This window comes from Vibrio sp. 10N.286.51.C3 (genome assembly GCF_003050065.1).
GTDB classification, from domain to species: Bacteria; Pseudomonadota; Gammaproteobacteria; order Enterobacterales; family Vibrionaceae; genus Vibrio; species Vibrio crassostreae.
On the sequence record NZ_PIGC01000025.1, the window covers coordinates 46109 to 67499 of the forward strand.

The following is a 21391-nucleotide window of genomic DNA, read 5'->3' on the forward strand; positions in this document are numbered from 1 at the left end:
CCGTTTTATCTTGAATAAGATAAAGGTCAGGAGCTCTTTTACTAATAGTGCTTATCGATTATTTAACTGAGGTAACTCGACTTACTTTCTCACCACTTTCTGAAATAGAGCGGATGTAAGTTTCACCAGAGACCGATGGACGTTGTTGCTCATCATACGTTAGCCACTTTTCACCATCTGCTGAGTATTGAAGCTCTACACCTGGGAATTGAACGTTCATCGCTAACTTACCATCCACAACCAGAGCGCCCGGCACGGGTAGTCGGTAATCAATGCCCGCTTTTTCAAGCTTAGCCAGTTCACGTTGACCCACGATATTGGCGAAGCGATTGAAGTCGCTGTTTAGCGCTTGCTTATTCACTAGGTTAGTTTCTGGAGAGTATTCAACGCCAACCTTGTAGTCGTTTTCCCAATCTGCTCGGTGCCATGCGCGCTCTGCTGCTGCTAGTACGCGAGGGAACACCATGTATTCATATTGCTCATCGTTACGTACTGTCTCAGACCAAAGCTGTGCTGATAGACCGTAGAAAGGTTTCGCTTCGATTTCACCTTTGCCAATAAAGCCGTTGCCATCGCGGTCTACAGATGTTTCCGCGTTTTGAGGCATATTCTCTGGTGCAAAACCAAACATTTTACGAGTATCGGTTGCACGAGTACCCCAATAGTAACCACGCTCTTTCGAGTCAACCTCATATGGGAAGTCCATGTACACGTAGTCTGGGTTAGAAGCGATCACGTCGTAACCTTTCTTAGACCACTCGTACACTGATGATGTGCCCCCCCAGTAAAGAACGTCCCAGAAGTTAACGCGTGTGTTTTCTGTTGCGAACGCATTCTCACCTTCACTGTACTTAAGGCCATCTTGCCAAGCTTGGAAGTTTGGAATGCCCTTCTCAGCAACAATCTTAGACACCTCTTCTGCAAAGTGGCTTGGCAGGTGACCGAAATCACTTACTGTACCGTCTGCAATTAATTTCTGACATTGTGGAGACTGTTGGAATGGCTTATCTTGCTTAGACAAGTCAATGTTACCTTTCCAAGCCACTTTATCTTCTGCATTAATATCTTGTAAGCCAGCGCCTAACTTGATGTTTTTCGCTTCATCGCCACCAAAGTGCCAAGTCGTTAGCGGAACACCCGCTTCTTGGTGCATTGCTGCCACTTCAGAGATCACTTTATCAACAAAGTGCGTCGAAGATTCCATACATGGGTTAATGAAGCTTTGCTTATCGTAGAACTGAACCGTGGTTACGTTCGATGTATCTAGTGGATCCATCAAGCGGTATTCATTTGCTGCCGCTTCTTTACCTTCCGCCATTAGACGAGTGTAACGCGCTTCCATCGACACCACAGCAGAACGAGCGTGTGCTGGCATATCAATTTCTGGAATTACTTCGATGCTGCGCGCTTTTGCGTAGCTTAAGATCTCGACGTAATCCGCTTTACTAAAGAAACCAGAGCCAAAGTTGTCTGTTGTTGGACCTGACCCTAGCTGAGGCAGTAAACAGCTTTGCTCTTCCAAATCAAAACAACGATTAGACCCTACATCCGTTAGCTCTGGTAAACCTGGAATTTCTAAACGCCAGCCTTCATCATCTGTTAGGTGAAGGTGCAGTTTATTCATCTTGTATGCCGCCATTTGGTCTAGCGTTGCTAGGATGGCATCTTTTGAGTGGAAGTTTCGAGCTACATCCACCATCACACCACGGTAATCAAAGCGCGGTGCATCTTTGATCGACAGTTGTGGTAATGATTCAGCGTTCTGACTATCTATTAGGCCAAAAATAGACTGAACTGCGTAGAAAGCACCCGTTTTATCAAACGCTTTAATCGCAATCCCCTCTTCCGAGATGCTTAGTTCATAAGCGCCAGATTTTGCTAAATCACCCGTAAACTGAGTAGGAACAACGGCAACACTTACAGGAAGGTCACCACTCACATCTACGTTTACCACATCTGCACGTTCTTCAATTGCAGCGAACTGATCAGCGTCGAATGCGTCTTTTGGTAAAGCAATACCACCAGCAATACTTACTGAACCTTCACCCGCTTCTACCGACATTGGCGTTGGCAATAGCGTTGTTGATACATCTTGAGTTGCTAGATCAGCATTCTTTTCAAAACGCGTCACCGCTGTCGCCATTACGTTATTATCATCAGGCGTACGCTTAAGGTTATTACCCTCAAGGCCGGTTACGAACGATGCAACATCTTCTGTATTCAATGATGCAATCATCTTAGGTTCTGCGTTTGGCGCCGTCACGAATGCACCTGGCATAAAGTCAGTTTCAAACAGTTGCCAGTATTCACTCGTTAACGGAAGAACCACTTCTTCACCAGCCGCAAAGCCGTCAAATTTTTCAGTAGGTTCTAGCTTGTGAAGGTCACCAGTAACGCGAGTGATCTTAAATTGCTCATTATCAACATCTAAAATAAGACGAATACTGTGGAAGTAGATGCTCCAATCTTTAGAGTCAATCGCTTCACCGTCATTGGTTAGCGTCATGTTCACTTTATTACATGACGCCCATTCAGCACCTAGGTCCTGACAAGCCAAGCCTTCATTCGCACCATGGTTAGTTAGAATTTCGTACTGAACATCAAGATTATCAGCCAGTGCATTCACTACTTTTTGTTCTGGTGCTTGCGTTACTGCACAACCTGTTAGGCCAGCCAATACCGCTACAGATAGTAAGTTTCTCTTCAACATCGTATTCACCCATAAATTAAAAATTGAGTAAGAAGCAAATTGGAGCGCTTCGAAAGTTAGATAAACTATATGGGCTTATTTTTTACCGTGAATTAAATCGAGCTAATAAAGTGATCGGCTTCAAATCTCAAAAATATTGATAAATTTAATTTAAATAAAATCATCAAGTTACAAGCATCGACACTTCCGTCATTTTAATTTTGACGTAAAATTTGAGAAATGAATCACAATCTTTTTTACCGATTTCATAAAATCGTGTCATTGGTAGTCAGAAAGGATTTAGAGTTTCAGCGTATTGTTATACTTTTCGTACAAACAACGTGACATCGTTCTCAAAAAAAACCGTTAAAAAACACCGTCAAAATCGATTTTAACGAGTTTAATACTTCCTAAAGGAGCTCCCTTTGCGCCCACTCTGGTACATGGTTTTATTCGTTTTCGCTTTTTCAGCAAGGCAAGCGCTCGCCGAGCCTCTTTATTGGCGAGCAAAAAAGGATGAACTGACACTCACTATCTTAGGTTCTGTGCACGTTGGGGACGAGAGTATGTACCCACTTCCTTCAGCGATCACCGACACGCTAAAAAACAGTGATGGGTTAGTTATCGAAACGGATATCAGAAAATCTGATGGCGTTGTATATCCCCGCAACAAACTCACTACAGCCGATGTACTCAATGAAGAACAGCTGCAATTATTAATCGACATCTCAAAATCATTGGATATGCCGACGCAACAACTGCTTAGCTCACCGCCTTGGGCGACATCTCTTTCCATACAGATGCAGCAGTTAAAAAATCTTGGTTATGGGTCCGCAGGAGGCGTTGATGCGACGCTAGCTTACAAAGCGACTATCCAAGATGTCCCGGTGATCAGCTTAGAGCCTCTTCAATTCCAAATAGACTTGATGACAAAACAGAAGGACGACGGTAAGGAGTGGTTAGTCAGTAGCCTTGAGGAATTTGACCAAACTGATCGTGTGGTTCATTGCCTAATAGAAAGCTGGAAGGCGGGTGATTTAGCAAAACTGGAAGCCTTCGCAAAGCTCTCTGAGATGTCGCCTGAACTAGAGAAAGCATTTTTAGCCGATCGAAACCTAGACTGGGCAAACAAACTAGCAGCCAATGATTGGAAACTCGACTCAAAAGGGAACTACTTGATTGTGGTTGGTGCCTTGCACCTAGTTGGCGAAGGTAACCTTTTGCAGTTGTTAAAAGAGAAAGGTTTTAATGTCACACAACAATCACAAAGCCAACAGGCTCAGTGTCAATTTGAGATTAGTGACGACAGCTAGTTCAACTCGAAGCCATGACCTTCTCCTAATATAAGCATTATCTAATAACAGAATCATTACATTTAATAGCACCATTGGGGTGCTATTATCTTTCGCTCTTTCTACCTACGGCGTTGTTCGAATGAAACCAGTACTTTTTGCTTTCCCTTTAGCCCTCACGATGCTGATGCCCTCAATAGCCTCAGCCAAAGAAACGTGCACCATTGAACAGTTTCAGGCTATAGATATTCAACCTGATGCTAAGGGCGGTGTCTTAGATAAAGAAAGTGGGCAGTTTTTGATTACAGAGAAACCACCGATGCGCTGCGCCAATATTACGTTCACAACATCGACAACACGAAACCGCATTGCAAGCCAAATGAATGGGAATTTTGAAGCGAGCTTTTACGATAACCAAACGGGTAACTCTCACTCGGTGACGTTTGATGAAGATGAGGTAAAGGCAGGTTACATTCGAATAGGCCCTAATAAACCAGCTGAAGCGTATGTTTGCTTTGTTACTTCAGAGACTCCAATCAAAAACATCACCTGTGATGTCAAGTAAACAGGTTTGGGGCTACTGGCTATTGGGTCAACCCTTGTCTCTGTAAAGGGCATATAGAACAACAAGAGATTCCCAACTCGCTCTAGGGAATGACGTACATACCGGAAAGCAAAAAAGCCGTAGCACCTTCTACTACAAAGAGTGCTACGGCTTTCTTTTATGTGGTCGGTGAAGAGCTATTTTGAAAATCAGGCGAACCCCACCTAGGTTCAAATCCCATTTCCCTTCCCCTGAAACGACGAAAGCCTGCTTAATGAGCAGGCTTTCTAAATGTGGTCGGTGAAGAGGGATTCGAACCCCCGACCCTCTGGTCCCAAACCAGATGCGCTACCAAGCTGCGCTATTCACCGAGATATCTAACTGGCTGATTGCCTGTCGATGGAGCGTATAATACGGATTCTGAATTTATCCGCAAGCGCTTTTTCTCATATTTATTGTGAATTCCAATCGTTCGAACAAAAGACATACAACAACTCGCTTGATGTGACGAAAAACACACAGTTACCAACAAGTATTTAACTTATGAAACAGAATTGATCCAGATCAGTGAATTGATAACACCACTTAATACACTAACCCGTGTCATATAACTTTGAGGTATACACATGGACTTTTGGCTAGATCTCCTATTTGGTAATGCGGTGGGACTATCTTCAATGATAGTAATCTTCGGGGCTCTGGGTCTCATGATGTTTTATGGAGGCTTCTTCATCTACAAAGTTATGACTGAAAAATCTCCTCACTAGAATCGCTCAGCCTAAATCATTTACTTTTAAGCATTGTTTTACTTTATAAGTATTACTTTATTTTATAACTAAATGTAAAAACGCTTTGCACCGGAGCAGACTTATTGTCTTCTCCGGTTTTTTCATTTTTAAACCCAGCCTCAACTTAGGTATACTTACCCTATCCTTCCCAACTTGAGATACACAATATGTCTCATGATGACGACTTAGATCTATTCCAAGAAATGATGGGCGATGTTAAACGTATCGACCATGACACCGCTGAACACCAAAAAGTACACCGAGTCACAGAATCTCACCTTGCTAAGCGTGAAGCCGCTATGTGGCTGTCTGACGACGAGAAAGACTACTTATCATTAGACTATTCGCCAATGATCAAGCCAGACGATGTCGTTGCTTATAAAAAAGACGGTGTACAAGAAGGCGTATACAAAAAGCTGCGCCTAGGCAAATACCCTATTCAAGCCAAGCTCGACCTTCATAGAAAAACACTGAAAGACGCACGTAACGAAGTGCTTTCATTTTTGCGTCAGTGTTTAAGAATGGATGTTCGTACCGTCATCATTGTTCACGGTAAGGGAGAGCGTTCGAACCCACCAGCAATGATGAAAAGCTACGTGGCAAATTGGCTCACGCAAATCAACGACGTTCAATGTGTTCATTCTGCTCAGCAATTTCATGGTGATACGGGCGCTGTCTATGTCATGCTCAGAAAGAGTAATGAGAAAAAGCTAGAGAACAGAGAGCGCCATCAAAAACGCACCAGTTAATAGGTTGAGATAGATAAACGGGCGAATAACGATTTTGCATCAGGATCGATATTTCGTGCCTAGACTCACACCAAGTGCTAAAATTGCCTCAGTTAACGAATTCCAACTCAAAGCAACTATCCAAAGGTTGCTTTTTGTTTATTTATATTTCCGTTGTGAAACGCTAAGAGAATATCATGTCACAAGAATCCCAAGCTAAACGCCTTAATAAATACATCAGTGAAACTGGTTTTTGCTCACGCCGCGAAGCCGATAAACTCATTGATGCAGGCCGAGTTACTATTAACGGTAAGATCCCTGAGATGGGCACTAAAGTCTTGCCAGGTGATGATGTTGAGATCGACAATAAGCCTGTTCGCTCAAAAGAGAAGCCGATTTACATTGCTCTTAATAAACCAACAGGTATCACCTGTACGACTGAGCGTGATATTCCTGGCAACATCGTCGACTTTATCGGCCACCACAAGCGTATTTTCCCTATTGGCCGCTTAGATAAACCTTCTGATGGCCTTATCTTCTTGACCAACGATGGCGACATCGTAAATAAAATCCTACGTGCAGGTAACAATCACGAGAAAGAATACGTGGTGCGTGTAGATAAGCCGATTACGACTGAGTTTTTGAAGCAAATGGGCGCTGGTGTCCATATTCTCGATACTGTTACCTTGCCATGTAAGGTCGAGAAAGAGACCAAGTTCTCATTCCGAATTACACTAACACAAGGCCTTAACCGCCAAATTCGCCGTATGTGTGAAGCGCTCGGTTACGAAGTATTTAAGCTGCGCCGTGTTCGTATTATGAATATCTCACTAGACGGTATTCCTAACGGCAAATGGCGCTACCTGAGCGACGAAGAGATCACTGAGATCTTGGCGATGTGTGAAGGTTCAGTAAGTACGGAAGATGCGTCAAAAATGAACGCGAAAGGTCAACGTATTCGTAAAGCGACTGACGCGAAACTTTTTGACAGCCGTGAAGAGAACCAAACTTCAACAGCACGTCGCAATCAAAAAGAGAACCGTACTCGCACTTACCGCGGTAACAATGCGGATGAATTCCGTCATGCGCCTAATTCAAAGCGTGGCCGCAATTCGTCGAACGGTGAAAGCGGTGGTAATACCGAGAACTGGAAATCAAACTCTCGTTCAGAGCGCTCTAACTCAGATAGAAACCGTTCGGATCGCAATCGTAACGATCGCGACAATACCGATCGTAGAAGCGGTAAACCGGCAAACCGCAGCCAAAATTCAAACAGACCGAACAAACCTGCACCAAAGCGTGTTGGTGGTACTTTAGGTCTTAAGAAGTAGTCAGAATCAATAAGACGAGACACTCGATATAAAAACGCCCGCTAGATTAGTCTAGCGGGCGTTTTTTTTGGTCATTCGATAGCTTTATCGTCATGATGACGACAATCTATAAACAGAGATCAGCAAACTGGCCGCGAGTGAGCAATGCTAAGTCTTTTGGATCTAACTCAATCTCTAGCCCGCGCTTCCCTGCACTCACACAGATAGTTTCAAAATCGGTAGCGCTTGAATGAACAAAGGTAGGCAGTGCTTTTTTCTGTCCAAGAGGACTAATTCCACCAACAACATAACCCGTGGTTTTCTGAGCAATATCTGGATCAGCCATCTCCGCTTTTTTGCCCTTCGCCGCTTTCGCTGCAAGCTTTAAGTTTAGCTTCTGATCGACAGGAATAACGGCAACCGCCAAATCTTTAGCGACACCGTTCAAACAGAACAAAAGCGTTTTGAACACACGTTTTGGGTCCTGACCCAGCGCTTCAACGGCTTCCAATCCATAGTTGGTATTATTCGCATCATGATGATACTGATGCACACTATGAGCGATTTTCTTTTTCTTGGCGAGATTGATTGCAGGGGTCATAACAAATCCAAACGATAGATAAACAAAAAGCGACGCCGAGGCGTCGCTTTAGTTAAATTTATCATGGTGCTAGAGTCAATCTAATTTAGCCCCTATTGACACAATTACTTGTATTCAATTACTTGTAAACCATTTGGCCTGAAGGTGCGTACTTGTTTACGTCAACCGGGCTGTTTGCTTCTAGGTATTCTTTCAGTACTTCAGCGTCAACAAAGCCAGTGTTTACGTAACCAGGGTGGTCAGACAGTTTAGGGTAACCATCACCACCAGCTGCGTTGAAGCTTGGCACCGTGAAGCGGTATGTTTCATCTAAACGTAGCTGTTTACCACCGATGAATACATTCGATACTTCACCGTTTGCCACTGTCATTGAGATACCAGCAAACTGTGCGTAAGCACCAGAATCGATTGGTTTAGTCGCCACTACATTTAGGTAATCTAGAACTTCTTTACCCGTCATGTCTGTGTAAGTCAGGATGTTTGCAAAAGGTTGTACTGTTAGTACGTCTTTGTAAGTCACATCACCGGCTTCAATTGAATCACGTACACCACCAGAGTTCATCACAGCGAAGTCTGCTTTTGCACGCTCCATGTGAGACGTTGCAATCAAACGACCTAGGTTAGTCTGTTGGAAACGAACAACGTTACGGTCGCCTTCAAGCTTGCCATTAGTTTCAGCAATTTGAACTTCTAGCTGTGCTTGACCTTGCTCTTGGAAAGGACGTAGGAATTCAAGTAACTCTGGGTCTTGTGCGATTTCATCTTGAATAAGAACACGTTGCTTCTTACCGTCAATCTTAACTTTCTTCTTAAGGTTAACTGGAATCAGATCGTAGCTCACCATCTCTAGTTCGCCGTTACGGAATTCGTAATCAGCACGGCCTACGTACTTGCCCCACTCATGAGCTTGAACGATGTAAGTACCGTTCTGTACGTCAGGCTTACACTCATCACCCGGCTTGAAGTTTTTCTTCGCTACGTTAGGGCCTTCCATACATACAGGCTCTTGAGAGTGACCACCAACGATCATGTCTAGATCGCCTTCGTTTAGGTAACGAGCGAGTGCAACATCACCCGGAGCGTTAACACCACGTTGGCCATTTTCGTAGTGACCCATGTGAGTCACAGCAAAGATTAGATCCGGTTTTTCTGTTTCTTTAAGTTCAGCGATTAGCTTCTTCGCTTCTTCTTTAGGGTCACGGAAATCTATGCCTGCGATAAATTCAGGGTTACCAATCTTTTGGGTATCTTCAGTTGTTAAACCAATAACCGCAATCTTGATACCTTGCTTTTCAAACATTTCGTACGCTTGGAATTTACGTTCGCCTGTCGCTTTATCGTAGATGTTTGCAGATAGCATTGGGAAGTTAGCCCAGTCGATCTGCTTTTGTAGTACGTCTAAAGAGTTATCAAACTCGTGGTTACCCAATGCCATTGCATCGTAACCAATTTTGTTCATACCTTTAAAATCAGGTTCTGCGTCCTGAAGATCTGACTCTGGAACACCCGTGTTGATGTCACCGCCAGATAGAAGCAACACGCTACCGCCTTCTGCTTCAACTTCTGAACGAAGTTGGTCAACAAGCGTTTTACGCGCAGACATGCCGTATTCGCCGTATTTATTCTGCCAGAAACGACCATGGTTATCGTTTGTGTGAAGAATCGTTAGCTTGTAAGTTTCGTCTTGGTTCCAATCATGAGCTGATTGAGACGCACACCCAGCTAAAGTAGCTAGGATTGCAGCACTTAGTGCTGTCTTTAGAATAAGGCGTTGCTTCATTGTCATACCTTTGAACTTTTTAGGGGAATCCACTGCTTTTTATAATCTATTGCGACCCCTTTCCTGGAGTTCGAACAATAAGACTTCAACATGACTAATCTTAAATTAACATTCTAGATGTAACACGACGATTTCATATTTATGTCGAATTGGTCACGCATAGATCAACAGTTAAGTGTAACAAAATTATGAGATTACACTCAAACTTCCCCTGCATCACAGGCAATCGTTTACTTATAAAGTGTGATGAACATCAGTAATTTACTGTAAACAGGACAGACCTCACACACTCATGGTTATTTCTTAGGGAGTCAAAGATTCTGTTAACAAGGGTTTAATCATCTAGCGCTAATTAGCGCTCAAAAGAACAGATAAGCGCACAACGAAACGAACTGATACCCAGATAAACAAAAACGCCCAACTCTTAGAGTTGGGCGTTTATTTGATATCGTTAAATAACCACTTTAACTAATTTACATTAGCGAGTTATTTAACATCAGCTTCAGCTACTTAATATCGATGTGCTCAAAGCCTTTGATAAGGTCATCCAGTGCTTTCATCTGCTTCAAGAACGGCTCTAGTTTGTCTAGAGGTAGCGCAGATGGGCCATCACAGCGAGCTTGGTCTGGGTTAGGGTGAGCTTCAATGAACAGACCCGCAATACCTGTCGCAAGACCCGCTTTAGCAAGCTCAACCGTTTGCTCACGACGGCCGCCAGATGCAGCACCTGATGGGTCACGCATTTGTAGAGAGTGCGTCACATCGAAGATGATTGGGCTACCGTTTGAAGACTTCTTCATTACGCCAAAGCCAAGCATATCAACTACTAGGTTGTCGTAACCCATGCAAGCGCCACGCTCACAAAGGATGATGTTGTCGTTACCACACTCAGCGAACTTATCAACGATGTTGCCAACTTGGTTCGGGCTCATGAACTGAGGCTTCTTCACGTTGATTACTGCGCCAGTCTTAGCCATTGCTTCAACAAGATCAGTTTGACGAGCTAAGAATGCAGGTAGTTGGATCACATCAACCACATCCGCAACAGGCTGAGCTTGGGCTTCTGTGTGAATATCAGTAATGATCTTCACGCCGAAAGTGTCTTTCAGCTCTTGGAAGATTTTAAGACCTTCTTCCATGCCTGGACCACGGTATGAATGAACTGAGCTTCGATTCGCTTTATCGAAAGACGCCTTAAATACGTAAGGGATGCCCAGCTTCTCTGTTACTTTTACATAGTGCTCACAGATCTGCATAGCGAGATCGCGAGATTCAAGAACGTTCATGCCTGCAAATAGCGTAAATGGCTTGTCGTTAGCAATTGGCATATCGCCAATATGAACTGTTTTCTGTTCCATCATATTCTCTCTAAATAATTATTAATTAGTGAACAACCACTGTCTTTTCGTTCATGACGTTCACTTGAGATTTCAGTAACTCAGATGCAGGGTCATCTGGGCATTGGTCGATAAAGTATTGATAATCCGTTGCAGCCACTTGATGACAGTCTAGCTGCTGATAGATAAAACCGCGGTCACGGATTTCATACGGGTCATCCGGCACAAACGTTAACGCCAGATCGGTACACTTCAATGCAAGTGTATAACGCTCTTCTCGCAGCAGTGCACTCTTGAGCAGAGCTAACCACTTACCAATAATTGTTGGATGGTCGGCGACTTCCAAGTGCTCAGGTTTCACCTTAGCTAATGGGCCATCATGCCCAATTAACCATGCTCGCAACGTTTGTTCGCCAACGTACTCACCGTTATAAGGGTTAATGTAGGCCGCAGCTTGCCCGTACCAGCTTACTTTAAGTAAGAATTGAGTCGGGAAAGAGACGCCCTCTACAGGAAAGCCTAGCTTGCGACCTAGAAAAAGAAAGATCGCCCCCAGACTCACTGGAATGCCTTTCTTTCTCTCAAGCACTTTATCAATGAATGCGTTTTCTGAAGAGAAGTACGCGTCCTTATCGCCAGCAAAACCCCACTCGTAGAAAAATAGTCGAATAAAAGACTCAAACTTCTGCTGTTCGTCGGTTTCATGAACCAAAGCAAACTCAGCTTCTTTAAACAATCTTGCCAGCTCTTGCTCAGCCCAACTGTCTTGGGTTTCTGGGTTAATCGCTTTATTTAAGATCAATGCACCTTCAGCTAATTCTAGCTGGTCAAAGTCTTCATCAAAAAATTCGTACATAGATAGTTAACCGAAAATAAGGAGATAATTAACCGAAAAATGTTGGCGTCTTGGTCATTGCGATTTTGCCTGCCATTGCTAACCAGCCAAGTGCACCGAAGAAAGAGAAAACTCTCAATAGCTTGTTCTTACCTAGCTTAAGTGCAAAGAAGCCCAATGCAATGTAAGCCATAACACAGGTTAGTTTTTCAGTTAACCATGGTGCTGCAGGTGTAAATGGAATAAAGCCGGTGATAAAAATCAAACCAATACCCGATAGCAGTAGCAACGAATCATTGATATGAGGAAAACGCTGCAAGAAAGGATGCTTAAGCTTTGGAGAGTTAGCCATCATAAGAGCGAAACGAATCGAAAGCAGCAGTGCGCTTATCGCAATCGTTAGTAAGTGAAAATGTTTTAAACCTTCGTACATGGTATTCCTTTATATTTTTATATGTGCTTTCGTTAACACGAGCCACACAATACCCGTTAATGCTCTGTATTTCTGCGTTAAATGCATCATCGGGTGAAATGTATTGTCGAGTTAAAGGTATCAATTTAGCAAGTTCATCATCTATTGCTCACAAGACGATTAACCGCAGCCGATGGACAGTCACTATCTATGAACAGTCACTAACTATGAACAGTAACGACCCAATGTCACTCGGTCATTACCACCGTAATCTTTCTCTGTGACAACATCGAGATAACCGAGCGCCTGCATTATCTCACGCACCGCCAAGCCTTGGTCGTAACCGTGTTCAAACGCCAACCAGCCTTCATTTTCCAAAAAGCCACGTGCATTTTCAGAAATATAGCGAATGTCAGCCAGTCCTTTCTCTTCAGCAACCAATGCGGTAATTGGCTCAAAACGCACATCCCCTTGAGATAAATGAGGATCATCTTTCTCAATATAAGGTGGGTTAGAGACAATCAGAGAGAACTTCACAGCTTCTTCAGAGCTCAAAGGCTCAAACCAACTGCCATGTAAAAACGTAGCGTTGGTGATGTTTAAGCGCTTCGCATTTTCTGTCGCCAGCTGCTGCGCTTCAGGGCGAAGATCAATACCCGTTACCTGTCGGTTCGGCATCTCTGACGCCAATGCTAACGCGATAGCACCTGTACCTGTCCCTAAATCTAGAATCGCACCTTGCTTGCCGTAAGTTTTATCCAAAGCCACCTCAACCAAACGCTCAGTATCTGGGCGTGGAATTAAGGTAGAAGGAGAAACTTTTAACGGCAGTGACCAAAACTCACGCTCACCGATAATATAAGCCACAGGCTCACCAGTTAAGCGACGTTTTAGAAGGGCATTGAATTCAGACTCTTGCTCTGAGGTGAGATGCTTCTCAGGCCAAGTCAGTAAGTAAGATCTTGGTTTATCTAAGGCGTGACAAAGCAGTACCGCTGCATCAATAGAGGGTGATGTGTTATCACCCTCTTGAAGCTTTACGATTGCTGCTTTTAAAGCACTTTCAACCGTATATGCTGACTGCATACAGGTTAGTTGTTCTCTGCAAGTGCAGCAAGCTGATCGGCTTGGTGCTCTTGAAGTACAGGATCAAGCAAGCTTTGCATGTCACCTTCAAGTACTTCGTTAAGACGGTAGATAGTAAGGTTGATACGGTGATCCGAAACACGACCTTGTGGGTAGTTGTACGTACGAATACGGTCACTACGGTCACCAGAACCTAATAGGTTACGACGTGTATCAGAAACCGCTGCCGCGCGGCGCTCTTCTTCTGCTTGAACAATACGAGCAGCAAGAACAGCCATCGCTTTCGCTTTGTTTTTATGCTGAGAACGCTCGTCCTGACACTCTACTACTGTACCCGTTGGTAAGTGAGTAATACGGATTGCTGAATCCGTGGTGTTAACGTGCTGACCACCCGCGCCTGATGCACGGAAAGTATCAATTTTAAGATCGCCCGCTTTGATTTCAGGCAGATCAGCTTCTGGGATCTCAGGCATAACTGCAACTGTACATGCTGACGTGTGAACACGGCCTTGAGATTCAGTTTCAGGTACACGTTGTACACGGTGACCGCCCGACTCAAACTTCATGGTGCCGTAAACAGCATCGCCGCTTACCTTAGCGATCATCTCTTTGTAGCCGCCTTGTTCAGAAGCATTGCTGCTCATGATTTCAACGCGCCAACCTTTCTTCTCAGCAAACTTAGAGTACATACGGAACAGGTTGCCCGCGAAGATACCCGCTTCATCACCACCCGCGCCTGCACGGATTTCAAGGAAACAGTTGCGCTCATCGTTTGGATCTTTTGGAATCAGAAGAATCTGTAGCTCATCAGTCAAACGTTCAATCGCCGCTTTTGCGTCTTTGATTTCGTCTTGAGCCATTTCACGCATTTCAGCGTCATCTTCGTTCGCCATATCTTCAGCAGCTTCTAAATCTTCTTGAGCTTGCTGGTATGACTGGAAGCAAGCCGTTACTTCTTCTAGTTGAGAGTACTCTTTAGAAAGTGCACGGAATTTGTCTTGATTCCCGATTACATCTGGATCACCAAGTAGATGTTGAACTTCTTCATAGCGTTCAACAAGTGTTTCAAGCTTTACTAGAATCGAGGCTTTCATAATGTCTTATTCTGTTGGAGGTCTAATATTATTGAGGGTTTTCTAAGCCCAAACTCTGTCTAATGACCATTAATTTTGCAGGTTCTCCTTGCTCTGCTGCACTTTGAAGTGCGCGCGTTGGAGCATGGATCAATTTGTTTGTGAGCTTATTGCTTAGCTCAAGTAAGACTTTTTCAGGGTCACCGCCAGCGGCAAGTGATTGTAAACTCTTACTTAATAATTCTTCTCGGATTTCGTTGGCCGATTTACGGTAGTCACGAATACTGTCTACTGCTTGCAGTGAACGCATCCAACTCATGAATGCCGCACTTTCTTCGCTAACTATTGCTTCCGCTTGAATCGCTTCCACTTTGCGTTGTTCAATGTTGCCATCAACAATCGACTGCAGATCATCCACAGAATAAAGGTAGGCGTCGTTTAATTCGCCGACCTGAGATTCCACATCACGCGGAACCGCAATATCAACCAATAACATAGGTTGATGTTTTCTCGTCTTCAGCGCGGTCTCTACCATACCCTTACCTATAATCGGTAACGGACTGGCGGTTGAGCTGATCACGATATCCGCTCGATGCAGATGATCAGGGATCTCATTTAGGCTGATCACTTCAGCACCAAACTCTTCAGCCAGCCCTAAAGCACGCTCACGAGTTCGGTTAGCCACTATCATCTTGGTACAGCCATTTGCTGAAAGATGCTTAGCCACCAACTCAATCGTTTCACCCGCCCCCACCAATAACACGGTTGAATCGGCAATCGATTCAAATATGTGCTTGGCTAACGTACAAGCTGCGTAAGCAACCGAAACCGCGCTTCCGCCGATCTCCGTTTCAGTTCGAACACGCTTCGCGACAGAGAATGATTTCTGGAACAGTTTTTCCATTGAAGCATCAACAGATTTGTTCTCTCGCGAGTCTGTATAAGCTTGCTTCACCTGACCTAAGATCTGTGGCTCGCCCAATACTAAAGAGTCCAAACCACAAGCTACACGCATTAAATGTTTAATCGCAGCCTGCTCTTCATGGATATAAAGGCTTGGTTTTAGCTCTTCAGGGCTAACTTGATGGAAAACTGACAACCAATCGATCAACTTGTTTTTTGCCACGCCTTTGACGTCACAATACACTTCAGTTCGATTACAGGTAGAAAGTATGACACTTCCATTTACGTGTGCATTTGCGTTAAGTTGCTTGAGTGCCTCAGATAATTTATCTGGACCAAAAGCGACTTTTTCTCGCAATTCAACCGACGCTGTATTGTGATTGATACCTACGGCAAGCAAAGACATGTATCAGAAGTTCTCGATCAGGGAATGGAAACAAGGGGCGAATTTTACTTGATGCATGGCTCTATTTAAAGAGCAAGCGGGATTTGTTTTCCTGACTTCGTGAATTCAATGCTATAGTTGAAGCGTTTTTTAGATAAATTTGAACAAGTTGTGAGCAAATATGAGCAAGCTTCTCAAAATCACGTCTCTTATTTTTATGACCATAATTATGGTGGGTTGCTCGTCTATCCCAGAACAACCAACCAGCGTCGAGTGGCAAAGTCACCAAGATCGGCTTTTACAGATAGAAAACTATCAAGCGTCAGGCAAGCTCGCTTACATTTCCCCAGAGCAACGCCAAAGCCTCAATTTCATTTGGAAGCACTCTCCAAATAAAAGTCAATTAAGGCTTACGACGTTTCTCGGTCAAACCGCATTGAACCTAACCATTGATCCATCGGGTGCAAAAGTCGTGACCTATGATGACCAAATCTTTACTCATGCGAGTGCTTCAATCTTGGTTGAGCAGCTGACAGGCTTACAGATCCCCATTGATCATCTACCACAATGGTTCCTTGGCATTCCAGACCAAGCCGATTCCTATCAACTCAACAGCACCAACACGCTTGAATCTCTGTCCAAACAAGTCAGCAGTCAATTATGGACACTGAATTTTGCTAACTATCGCAATACAGAGATGCCGAGTAAGCAACTATCGAATGAAGACAACGCAAAAGTAGAGACAATCCCACTCCCTACTCGATTGTCATTCAAGCAAAACGAGAACAAAATCAACATTGTAGTTTCGAAGTGGACACTGAAAAAATGATAACAACGCCAACCCATTGGCCCTCTCCGGCTAAACTGAATTTATTTCTCTATATCACTGGTCGACGTGACAATGGCTATCACGAACTTCAAACCTTATTTCAGTTTGTCGATTTTGGTGATGAACTGACGGTCACTGCAAATAAAAAAACAAGTGCGATCACAATAAGCCCTGCAATTCCGGGCGTTGCTACAGAAGACAACCTTATTTGGAAAGCGGCTACGGCCCTTCAACAATACACATCGACCTCTTTCGGTGCGGATATTGAACTCAAGAAAGTGCTGCCTATGGGTGGTGGTATTGGTGGAGGCTCTTCAAACGCAGCAACCGTGTTGGTCGCCCTGAATTATTTATGGCAACTCAACCTCTCGGATGATCAGCTCGCTAAGATCGGTTTGAAGCTTGGTGCTGACGTTCCTGTCTTCGTTCGAGGCTACGCCGCCTTTGCTGAAGGCGTTGGAGAACAGCTACAGCCAGCTAATCCGGATGAGAAATGGTATCTTGTGGTTAAACCTCAAGTGAGCATAGCAACTGTAGACATATTCACACATTCAGAATTAACTCGAAACACGCCAAAGCGAGCGCTATCAACGCTTCTAGAGCAAGAATACGTAAACGATTGCGAAAAAATTGTGCGAATGCTGTACCCAGAGGTTGATAAGCAACTTTCATGGCTGCTACAATACGCGCCGTCGAGATTGACTGGCACAGGTTCGTGCGTTTTTGCTGAATTTAACAGCGAAAAAGACGCCGAATTGGTGCGAGAACAACTGCCTGACACAGTTTCCGCTTTCGTAGCGAAAGGAAGAAACATTTCTCCTTTAAAAGAAACTCTGGCTGAATACCAATCAGCCCACCCACAATCTATTTAAAACTGGACGCAACCCGAGGTTTCCACCGTGCCTGATATGAAGCTATTTGCTGGTAACGCAACACCTGAACTAGCCCAACGTATTGCTGATCGTCTATACATCTCTCTTGGCGATGCTACTGTAGACCGTTTTTCTGATGGCGAAGTCGCTGTTCAAATCAATGAAAACGTTCGTGGTAGCGATGTATTCCTGATTCAATCAACTTGTGCACCAACCAATGACAACCTTATGGAATTGGTGGTAATGATTGACGCAATGCGCCGTGCTTCTGCTGGCCGTATTACTGCTGTAATCCCTTACTTCGGTTATGCCCGTCAAGATCGTCGTGTACGTTCTGCTCGTGTGCCAATTACTGCAAAAGTTGTTGCAGATTTCCTTTCTAACGTTGGCGTTGACCGCGTTCTTACTATCGACCTACACGCAGAGCAAATCCAAGGCTTCTTCGATGTACCAGTTGATAACATCTTCGGTACTCCAGTTCTTCTAGAAGACATGGCTAACCGTGGCCTAGAAAACCCAGTTGTGGTTTCTCCAGACCTTGGTGGTGTTGTACGTGCTCGTGCAACGGCTAAAGCGCTAGGTGATGTTGACATCGCTATCGTTGATAAGCGTCGTCCACGTGCTAACGTTTCTGAAGTAATGAACCTAATCGGTGATGTTGAAGGCCGTGACTGTGTTATCGTTGATGACATGATCGATACAGGTGGCACACTATGTAAAGCAGCTGAAGCACTTAAAGAGCGCGGTGCTAAGCGTGTATTCGCTTACGCAACTCACGCTGTTTTCTCTGGTACTGCTGCGAACAACATCAAGAACTCTGTTCTAGACCAAGTTATCGTAACGGATTCTATCTCTCTATCTCCAGAGATGGCTGCGACTGGTAAAGTGACAACACTTAGCCTTTCTCGCATGCTTGCTGAAGCGATTCGTCGTATCAGCAACGAAGAATCAATCTCAGCGATGTTCAACTAATCAGAGCTCAATAGCTTTGTTTTAGAAACACGTGAGAGAAAAACATTAAGCACTTCATTCAATGAAGTGCTTTTTTTATGTCTGAGTAATATTGCCCTACTAGTTATCACAAACAGGAATAATCGCGCAGCTATCAGCTAGCTCGCACCTTTTTCATAAACTGTGATATCATACGGCGCTTTTTGAAATCCCAAGAGAGATCCATACCTTGAGCCAACAAATAAAACTTCTCGTTGGACTGGCTAATCCAGGTCCAGAATACGCCAAAACTCGCCACAATGCGGGTGCTTGGGTAGTTGAAGAATTAGCGCGTGTACATAACGTGACACTAAAGAACGAACCAAAGTTCTTTGGCCTAACGGGTCGTATCATGGTTCACGGTGAAGATCTTCGTTTGCTGATCCCAACTACTTTTATGAACTTGTCAGGCAAAGCAGTTGCAGCCTTAGCAAAGTTCTACCAAATTAAACCTGAAGAGATCATGGTCGCTCACGACGAGTTAGATCTGCCTCCTGGTATTGGAAAGTTTAAAAAAGGTGGTGGTCATGGTGGACATAATGGTCTGAAAGACATCATCAGCAAACAGGGTAACAATAAAGAATTCTATCGTCTTAGATTAGGCATTGGCCATCCAGGACACAAAGATAAAGTTGCAGGTTATGTATTAGGCAAAGCTCCTCAAAAAGAGCAAGAGTGTATCGAGGCCGTCGTTGACGAATCGGTTCGCAGCCTAGACATCTTATTGAAAGATGGCCTACCAAAAGCACAAAATCGCTTACATACGTTCAAAGCAGAATAAGGTTTATATCATGGGTTTTAAATGTGGCATCGTTGGTCTACCAAACGTTGGTAAGTCAACTCTGTTTAACGCACTGACTAAAGCAGGCATCGAAGCAGCAAACTTTCCATTTTGTACGATCGAACCAAACACAGGTATCGTTCCGGTTCCAGATCTACGCTTAGATGCATTAGCAAAAATTGTTAATCCACAGAAGATCCTTCCAACGACAATGGAATTCGTAGATATCGCGGGCCTAGTAGCTGGCGCATCTAAAGGTGAAGGTCTTGGTAACAAATTCCTAGCTAACATCCGTGAAACTGACGCTATCGGTCACGTTGTGCGCTGCTTTGAAAATGAAAACATTGTTCACGTTGCTGGCAAAGTATCTCCAATCGAAGATATCGAAGTGATCAACCTTGAACTTGCACTGGCTGACTTAGACAGCTGTGAGCGTGCAATTCAACGTAACGCGAAGAAAGCAAAAGGCGGCGACAAAGACGCTAAATTCGAAATCACTGTACTAGAAAAGCTACTTCCAGTTCTAACAGAAGGTGGGATGGCGCGTACTGTTGAACTTGGCAAAGAAGAAGCGGCAGCAATCGGCTACCTAAACTTCCTAACGCTTAAGCCAACAATGTACATCGCAAACGTTGCAGAAGATGGTTTTGAGAATAACCCATACCTAGACGCTGTTCGTGAATACGCTGAAAACGAAAACAACGTAGTTGTTGCTGTTTGTGCAGCAATCGAATCTGAGCTTTCTGAACTTGACGACGAAGATCGCGAAGAGTTCCTAGCGGATATGGGTATCGAAGAGCCAGGTCTTAACCGAGTGATCCGCTCTGGTTACGAACTACTGACTCTTCAAACTTACTTCACAGCTGGCGTTAAAGAAGTTCGTGCTTGGACAATCCCTGTAGGTGCAACTGCGCCACAAGCAGCGGGTAAGATCCACACAGACTTCGAGAAAGGTTTCATCCGTGCTGAAGTTGTTGGATTTGATCACTTCATCGAATTTAACGGTGAGAGCGGAGCGAAAGACGCAGGTAAATGGCGCCTTGAAGGTAAAGAATACATTGTTAAAGATGGTGACGTTGTTCACTTCCGCTTCAACGTATAATTCTGATTAAACATCTAGAAAAAAGGCCAGTGAATTCACTGGCCTTTTTGTTTTTCCTCTTTCAAATTGCCCTTCATCAGAAACTTAACTTCCTATATATATCGCCTTTTTGACCTGTTTTTTGTCGACAAATACGCCTCTTTGCCTAAAAAGAAACCGAACAGATGTTTATTCGCGATTTATTCAAAAAAAAAGTTGACGGGTTTCGCTCAACTACGCATAATGCGCCCCGTTCACAACGAAGCGGCAACGTCTCGAAATGAACGACAATTTGGAAATGGCTACTTAGCTCAGTTGGTTAGAGCACATCACTCATAATGATGGGGTCGCAGGTTCAAATCCCGCAGTAGCCACCACTTATACAACGTCTTATTGAAGCACCAATATTCGATATGACTATAAAGATTTGCTGCGGTCGTGGCGGCGGTCGTGGCGGAATTGGTAGACGCACCAGATTTAGGTTCTGGCGCCGAGAGGTGTGAGAGTTCAAGTCTCTCCGACCGCACCATATTGAGATATCTTAAGTGATATCATTGTTGGGCTATCGCCAAGCGGTAAGGCACTGGCTTTTGATGCCAGCATTCCCTGGTTCGAATCCAGGTAGCCCAGCCACTATTTAAAGTGTAATTATCTTTAAAAAGATAATGGCATTGGAAGCGAGATTATATTATATTACTTCGCTCTCAGATGGCTACTTAGCTCAGTTGGTTAGAGCACATCACTCATAATGATGGGGTCGCAGGTTCAAATCCCGCAGTAGCCACCATTCTTTCTTTATGAAAGAAGAACAAACAACGTTATATTGAATCACCAATGTCGATATAACTATACTCTTCGCTAGAGTAAAAGCTTTGCTGCGGTCGTGGCGGAATTGGTAGACGCACCAGATTTAGGTTCTGGCGCCGAGAGGTGTGAGAGTTCAAGTCTCTCCGACCGCACCATATTGAGATATCTTAAGTGATATCATTGTTGGGCTATCGCCAAGCGGTAAGGCACTGGCTTTTGATGCCAGCATTCCCTGGTTCGAATCCAGGTAGCCCAGCCACTATTTAAA

At 44.1% G+C, this 21391-nt stretch carries 19 protein-coding genes and 7 tRNA genes; 16 read left to right on the forward strand and 10 right to left on the reverse strand.

Annotation, left to right across the window (positions count from 1 at the left end):
• Positions 1-58: 58 nt before the first annotated feature.
• Complete coding sequence (locus CWO27_RS21310; protein ID WP_102480682.1) at positions 59-2710, reverse strand: beta-N-acetylhexosaminidase; 2652 nt, start codon at positions 2708-2710, stop codon at positions 59-61.
• Positions 2711-3114: 404 nt separating this feature from the next.
• Here CWO27_RS21310 and CWO27_RS21315 point away from each other — a divergent pair, with 404 nt between their 5' ends.
• Complete coding sequence (locus tag CWO27_RS21315; RefSeq protein ID WP_107899479.1) at positions 3115-4002, forward strand: TraB/GumN family protein; 888 nt, start codon at positions 3115-3117, stop codon at positions 4000-4002.
• A gap of 121 nt (positions 4003-4123) precedes the next feature.
• Positions 4124-4546 carry a hypothetical protein gene (locus CWO27_RS21320; RefSeq protein WP_107899480.1) on the forward strand — a complete coding sequence of 141 codons (423 nt, stop codon included), beginning with the start codon at positions 4124-4126 and terminating at the stop codon, positions 4544-4546.
• A gap of 273 nt (positions 4547-4819) precedes the next feature.
• On the opposite strand, the gene CWO27_RS21325 is transcribed toward CWO27_RS21320, so the two are convergent.
• Positions 4820-4896 (reverse strand) — tRNA-Pro (locus tag CWO27_RS21325).
• Positions 4897-5151: 255 nt separating this feature from the next.
• Here CWO27_RS21325 and CWO27_RS21330 point away from each other — a divergent pair.
• From CWO27_RS21330 to rluF, 3 genes are all read left to right on the forward strand, one after another.
• Positions 5152-5292: a DUF3149 domain-containing protein gene (locus CWO27_RS21330; RefSeq protein ID WP_017062321.1), complete on the forward strand. Its 141-nt coding sequence runs from the start codon at positions 5152-5154 to the stop codon at positions 5290-5292.
• A 188-nt stretch (positions 5293-5480) separates the two neighbouring features.
• Positions 5481-6062, forward strand: coding sequence for a DNA endonuclease SmrA (gene smrA, locus CWO27_RS21335; protein ID WP_107899481.1), 582 nt, complete (start codon positions 5481-5483; stop codon positions 6060-6062).
• Positions 6063-6238: 176 nt separating this feature from the next.
• A complete protein-coding gene (gene rluF, locus CWO27_RS21340; protein ID WP_102479136.1) occupies positions 6239-7372 on the forward strand; it encodes a 23S rRNA pseudouridine(2604) synthase RluF in 1134 nt (377 codons plus the stop codon).
• Between the two features lie 106 nt (positions 7373-7478).
• Here rluF and ybaK read toward each other — a convergent pair whose 3' ends face one another.
• From ybaK to hemA, 8 genes are all read right to left on the reverse strand, one after another.
• Positions 7479-7952, reverse strand: a complete 474-nt coding sequence (ybaK, locus tag CWO27_RS21345) for a Cys-tRNA(Pro) deacylase (RefSeq protein ID WP_107899482.1) — start codon at positions 7950-7952, stop codon at positions 7479-7481.
• 118 nt (positions 7953-8070) lie between these two features.
• Positions 8071-9732, reverse strand: coding sequence for a bifunctional UDP-sugar hydrolase/5'-nucleotidase UshA (gene ushA, locus CWO27_RS21350; protein ID WP_048659781.1), 1662 nt, complete (start codon positions 9730-9732; stop codon positions 8071-8073).
• 506 nt (positions 9733-10238) lie between these two features.
• Positions 10239-11093 (reverse strand): 3-deoxy-8-phosphooctulonate synthase, encoded by an 855-nt coding sequence (gene kdsA / locus CWO27_RS21355; RefSeq protein ID WP_017069619.1) that lies wholly within the window; start codon positions 11091-11093, stop codon positions 10239-10241.
• A gap of 22 nt (positions 11094-11115) precedes the next feature.
• Positions 11116-11925 (reverse strand): SirB1 family protein, encoded by an 810-nt coding sequence (locus CWO27_RS21360; protein WP_017069620.1) that lies wholly within the window; start codon positions 11923-11925, stop codon positions 11116-11118.
• Positions 11926-11953: 28 nt separating this feature from the next.
• Complete coding sequence (locus CWO27_RS21365; RefSeq protein ID WP_009848726.1) at positions 11954-12337, reverse strand: SirB2 family protein; 384 nt, start codon at positions 12335-12337, stop codon at positions 11954-11956.
• A 204-nt stretch (positions 12338-12541) separates the two neighbouring features.
• Positions 12542-13402: a peptide chain release factor N(5)-glutamine methyltransferase gene (prmC, locus tag CWO27_RS21370; RefSeq protein WP_102431677.1), complete on the reverse strand. Its 861-nt coding sequence runs from the start codon at positions 13400-13402 to the stop codon at positions 12542-12544.
• A 5-nt stretch (positions 13403-13407) separates the two neighbouring features.
• Positions 13408-14496, reverse strand: a complete 1089-nt coding sequence (gene prfA / locus CWO27_RS21375) for a peptide chain release factor 1 (RefSeq protein WP_102479138.1) — start codon at positions 14494-14496, stop codon at positions 13408-13410.
• 28 nt (positions 14497-14524) lie between these two features.
• Positions 14525-15784 (reverse strand): glutamyl-tRNA reductase, encoded by a 1260-nt coding sequence (gene hemA, locus CWO27_RS21380; RefSeq protein WP_048659779.1) that lies wholly within the window; start codon positions 15782-15784, stop codon positions 14525-14527.
• Positions 15785-15944: 160 nt separating this feature from the next.
• On the opposite strand from hemA, the gene lolB reads away from it, so the two are divergent.
• From lolB to CWO27_RS21435, 11 genes are all read left to right on the forward strand, one after another.
• Entirely contained in the window at positions 15945-16592 is a 648-nt protein-coding gene (lolB, locus tag CWO27_RS21385; RefSeq protein ID WP_102431676.1) for a lipoprotein insertase outer membrane protein LolB, read from the forward strand.
• Positions 16589-17464: a 4-(cytidine 5'-diphospho)-2-C-methyl-D-erythritol kinase gene (gene ispE / locus CWO27_RS21390; protein WP_048669175.1), complete on the forward strand. Its 876-nt coding sequence runs from the start codon at positions 16589-16591 to the stop codon at positions 17462-17464. The genes lolB and ispE overlap by 4 nt, the downstream gene beginning before the upstream one ends.
• A gap of 27 nt (positions 17465-17491) precedes the next feature.
• Entirely contained in the window at positions 17492-18436 is a 945-nt protein-coding gene (locus CWO27_RS21395; RefSeq protein WP_004739814.1) for a ribose-phosphate pyrophosphokinase, read from the forward strand.
• A gap of 208 nt (positions 18437-18644) precedes the next feature.
• Entirely contained in the window at positions 18645-19235 is a 591-nt protein-coding gene (pth, locus tag CWO27_RS21400; RefSeq protein ID WP_004739815.1) for an aminoacyl-tRNA hydrolase, read from the forward strand.
• A 10-nt stretch (positions 19236-19245) separates the two neighbouring features.
• Complete coding sequence (ychF, locus tag CWO27_RS21405; protein WP_010439159.1) at positions 19246-20337, forward strand: redox-regulated ATPase YchF; 1092 nt, start codon at positions 19246-19248, stop codon at positions 20335-20337.
• Positions 20338-20616: 279 nt separating this feature from the next.
• Positions 20617-20693, forward strand: a tRNA-Met gene (locus CWO27_RS21410).
• A gap of 67 nt (positions 20694-20760) precedes the next feature.
• Positions 20761-20845 (forward strand) — tRNA-Leu (locus CWO27_RS21415).
• Positions 20846-20874: 29 nt separating this feature from the next.
• Positions 20875-20949: transfer RNA gene (locus CWO27_RS21420), tRNA-Gln, on the forward strand.
• A 77-nt stretch (positions 20950-21026) separates the two neighbouring features.
• Positions 21027-21103 (forward strand) — tRNA-Met (locus CWO27_RS21425).
• Between the two features lie 90 nt (positions 21104-21193).
• Positions 21194-21278 (forward strand) — tRNA-Leu (locus tag CWO27_RS21430).
• Positions 21279-21307: 29 nt separating this feature from the next.
• Positions 21308-21382 (forward strand) — tRNA-Gln (locus CWO27_RS21435).
• Positions 21383-21391: the final 9 nt, after the last annotated feature.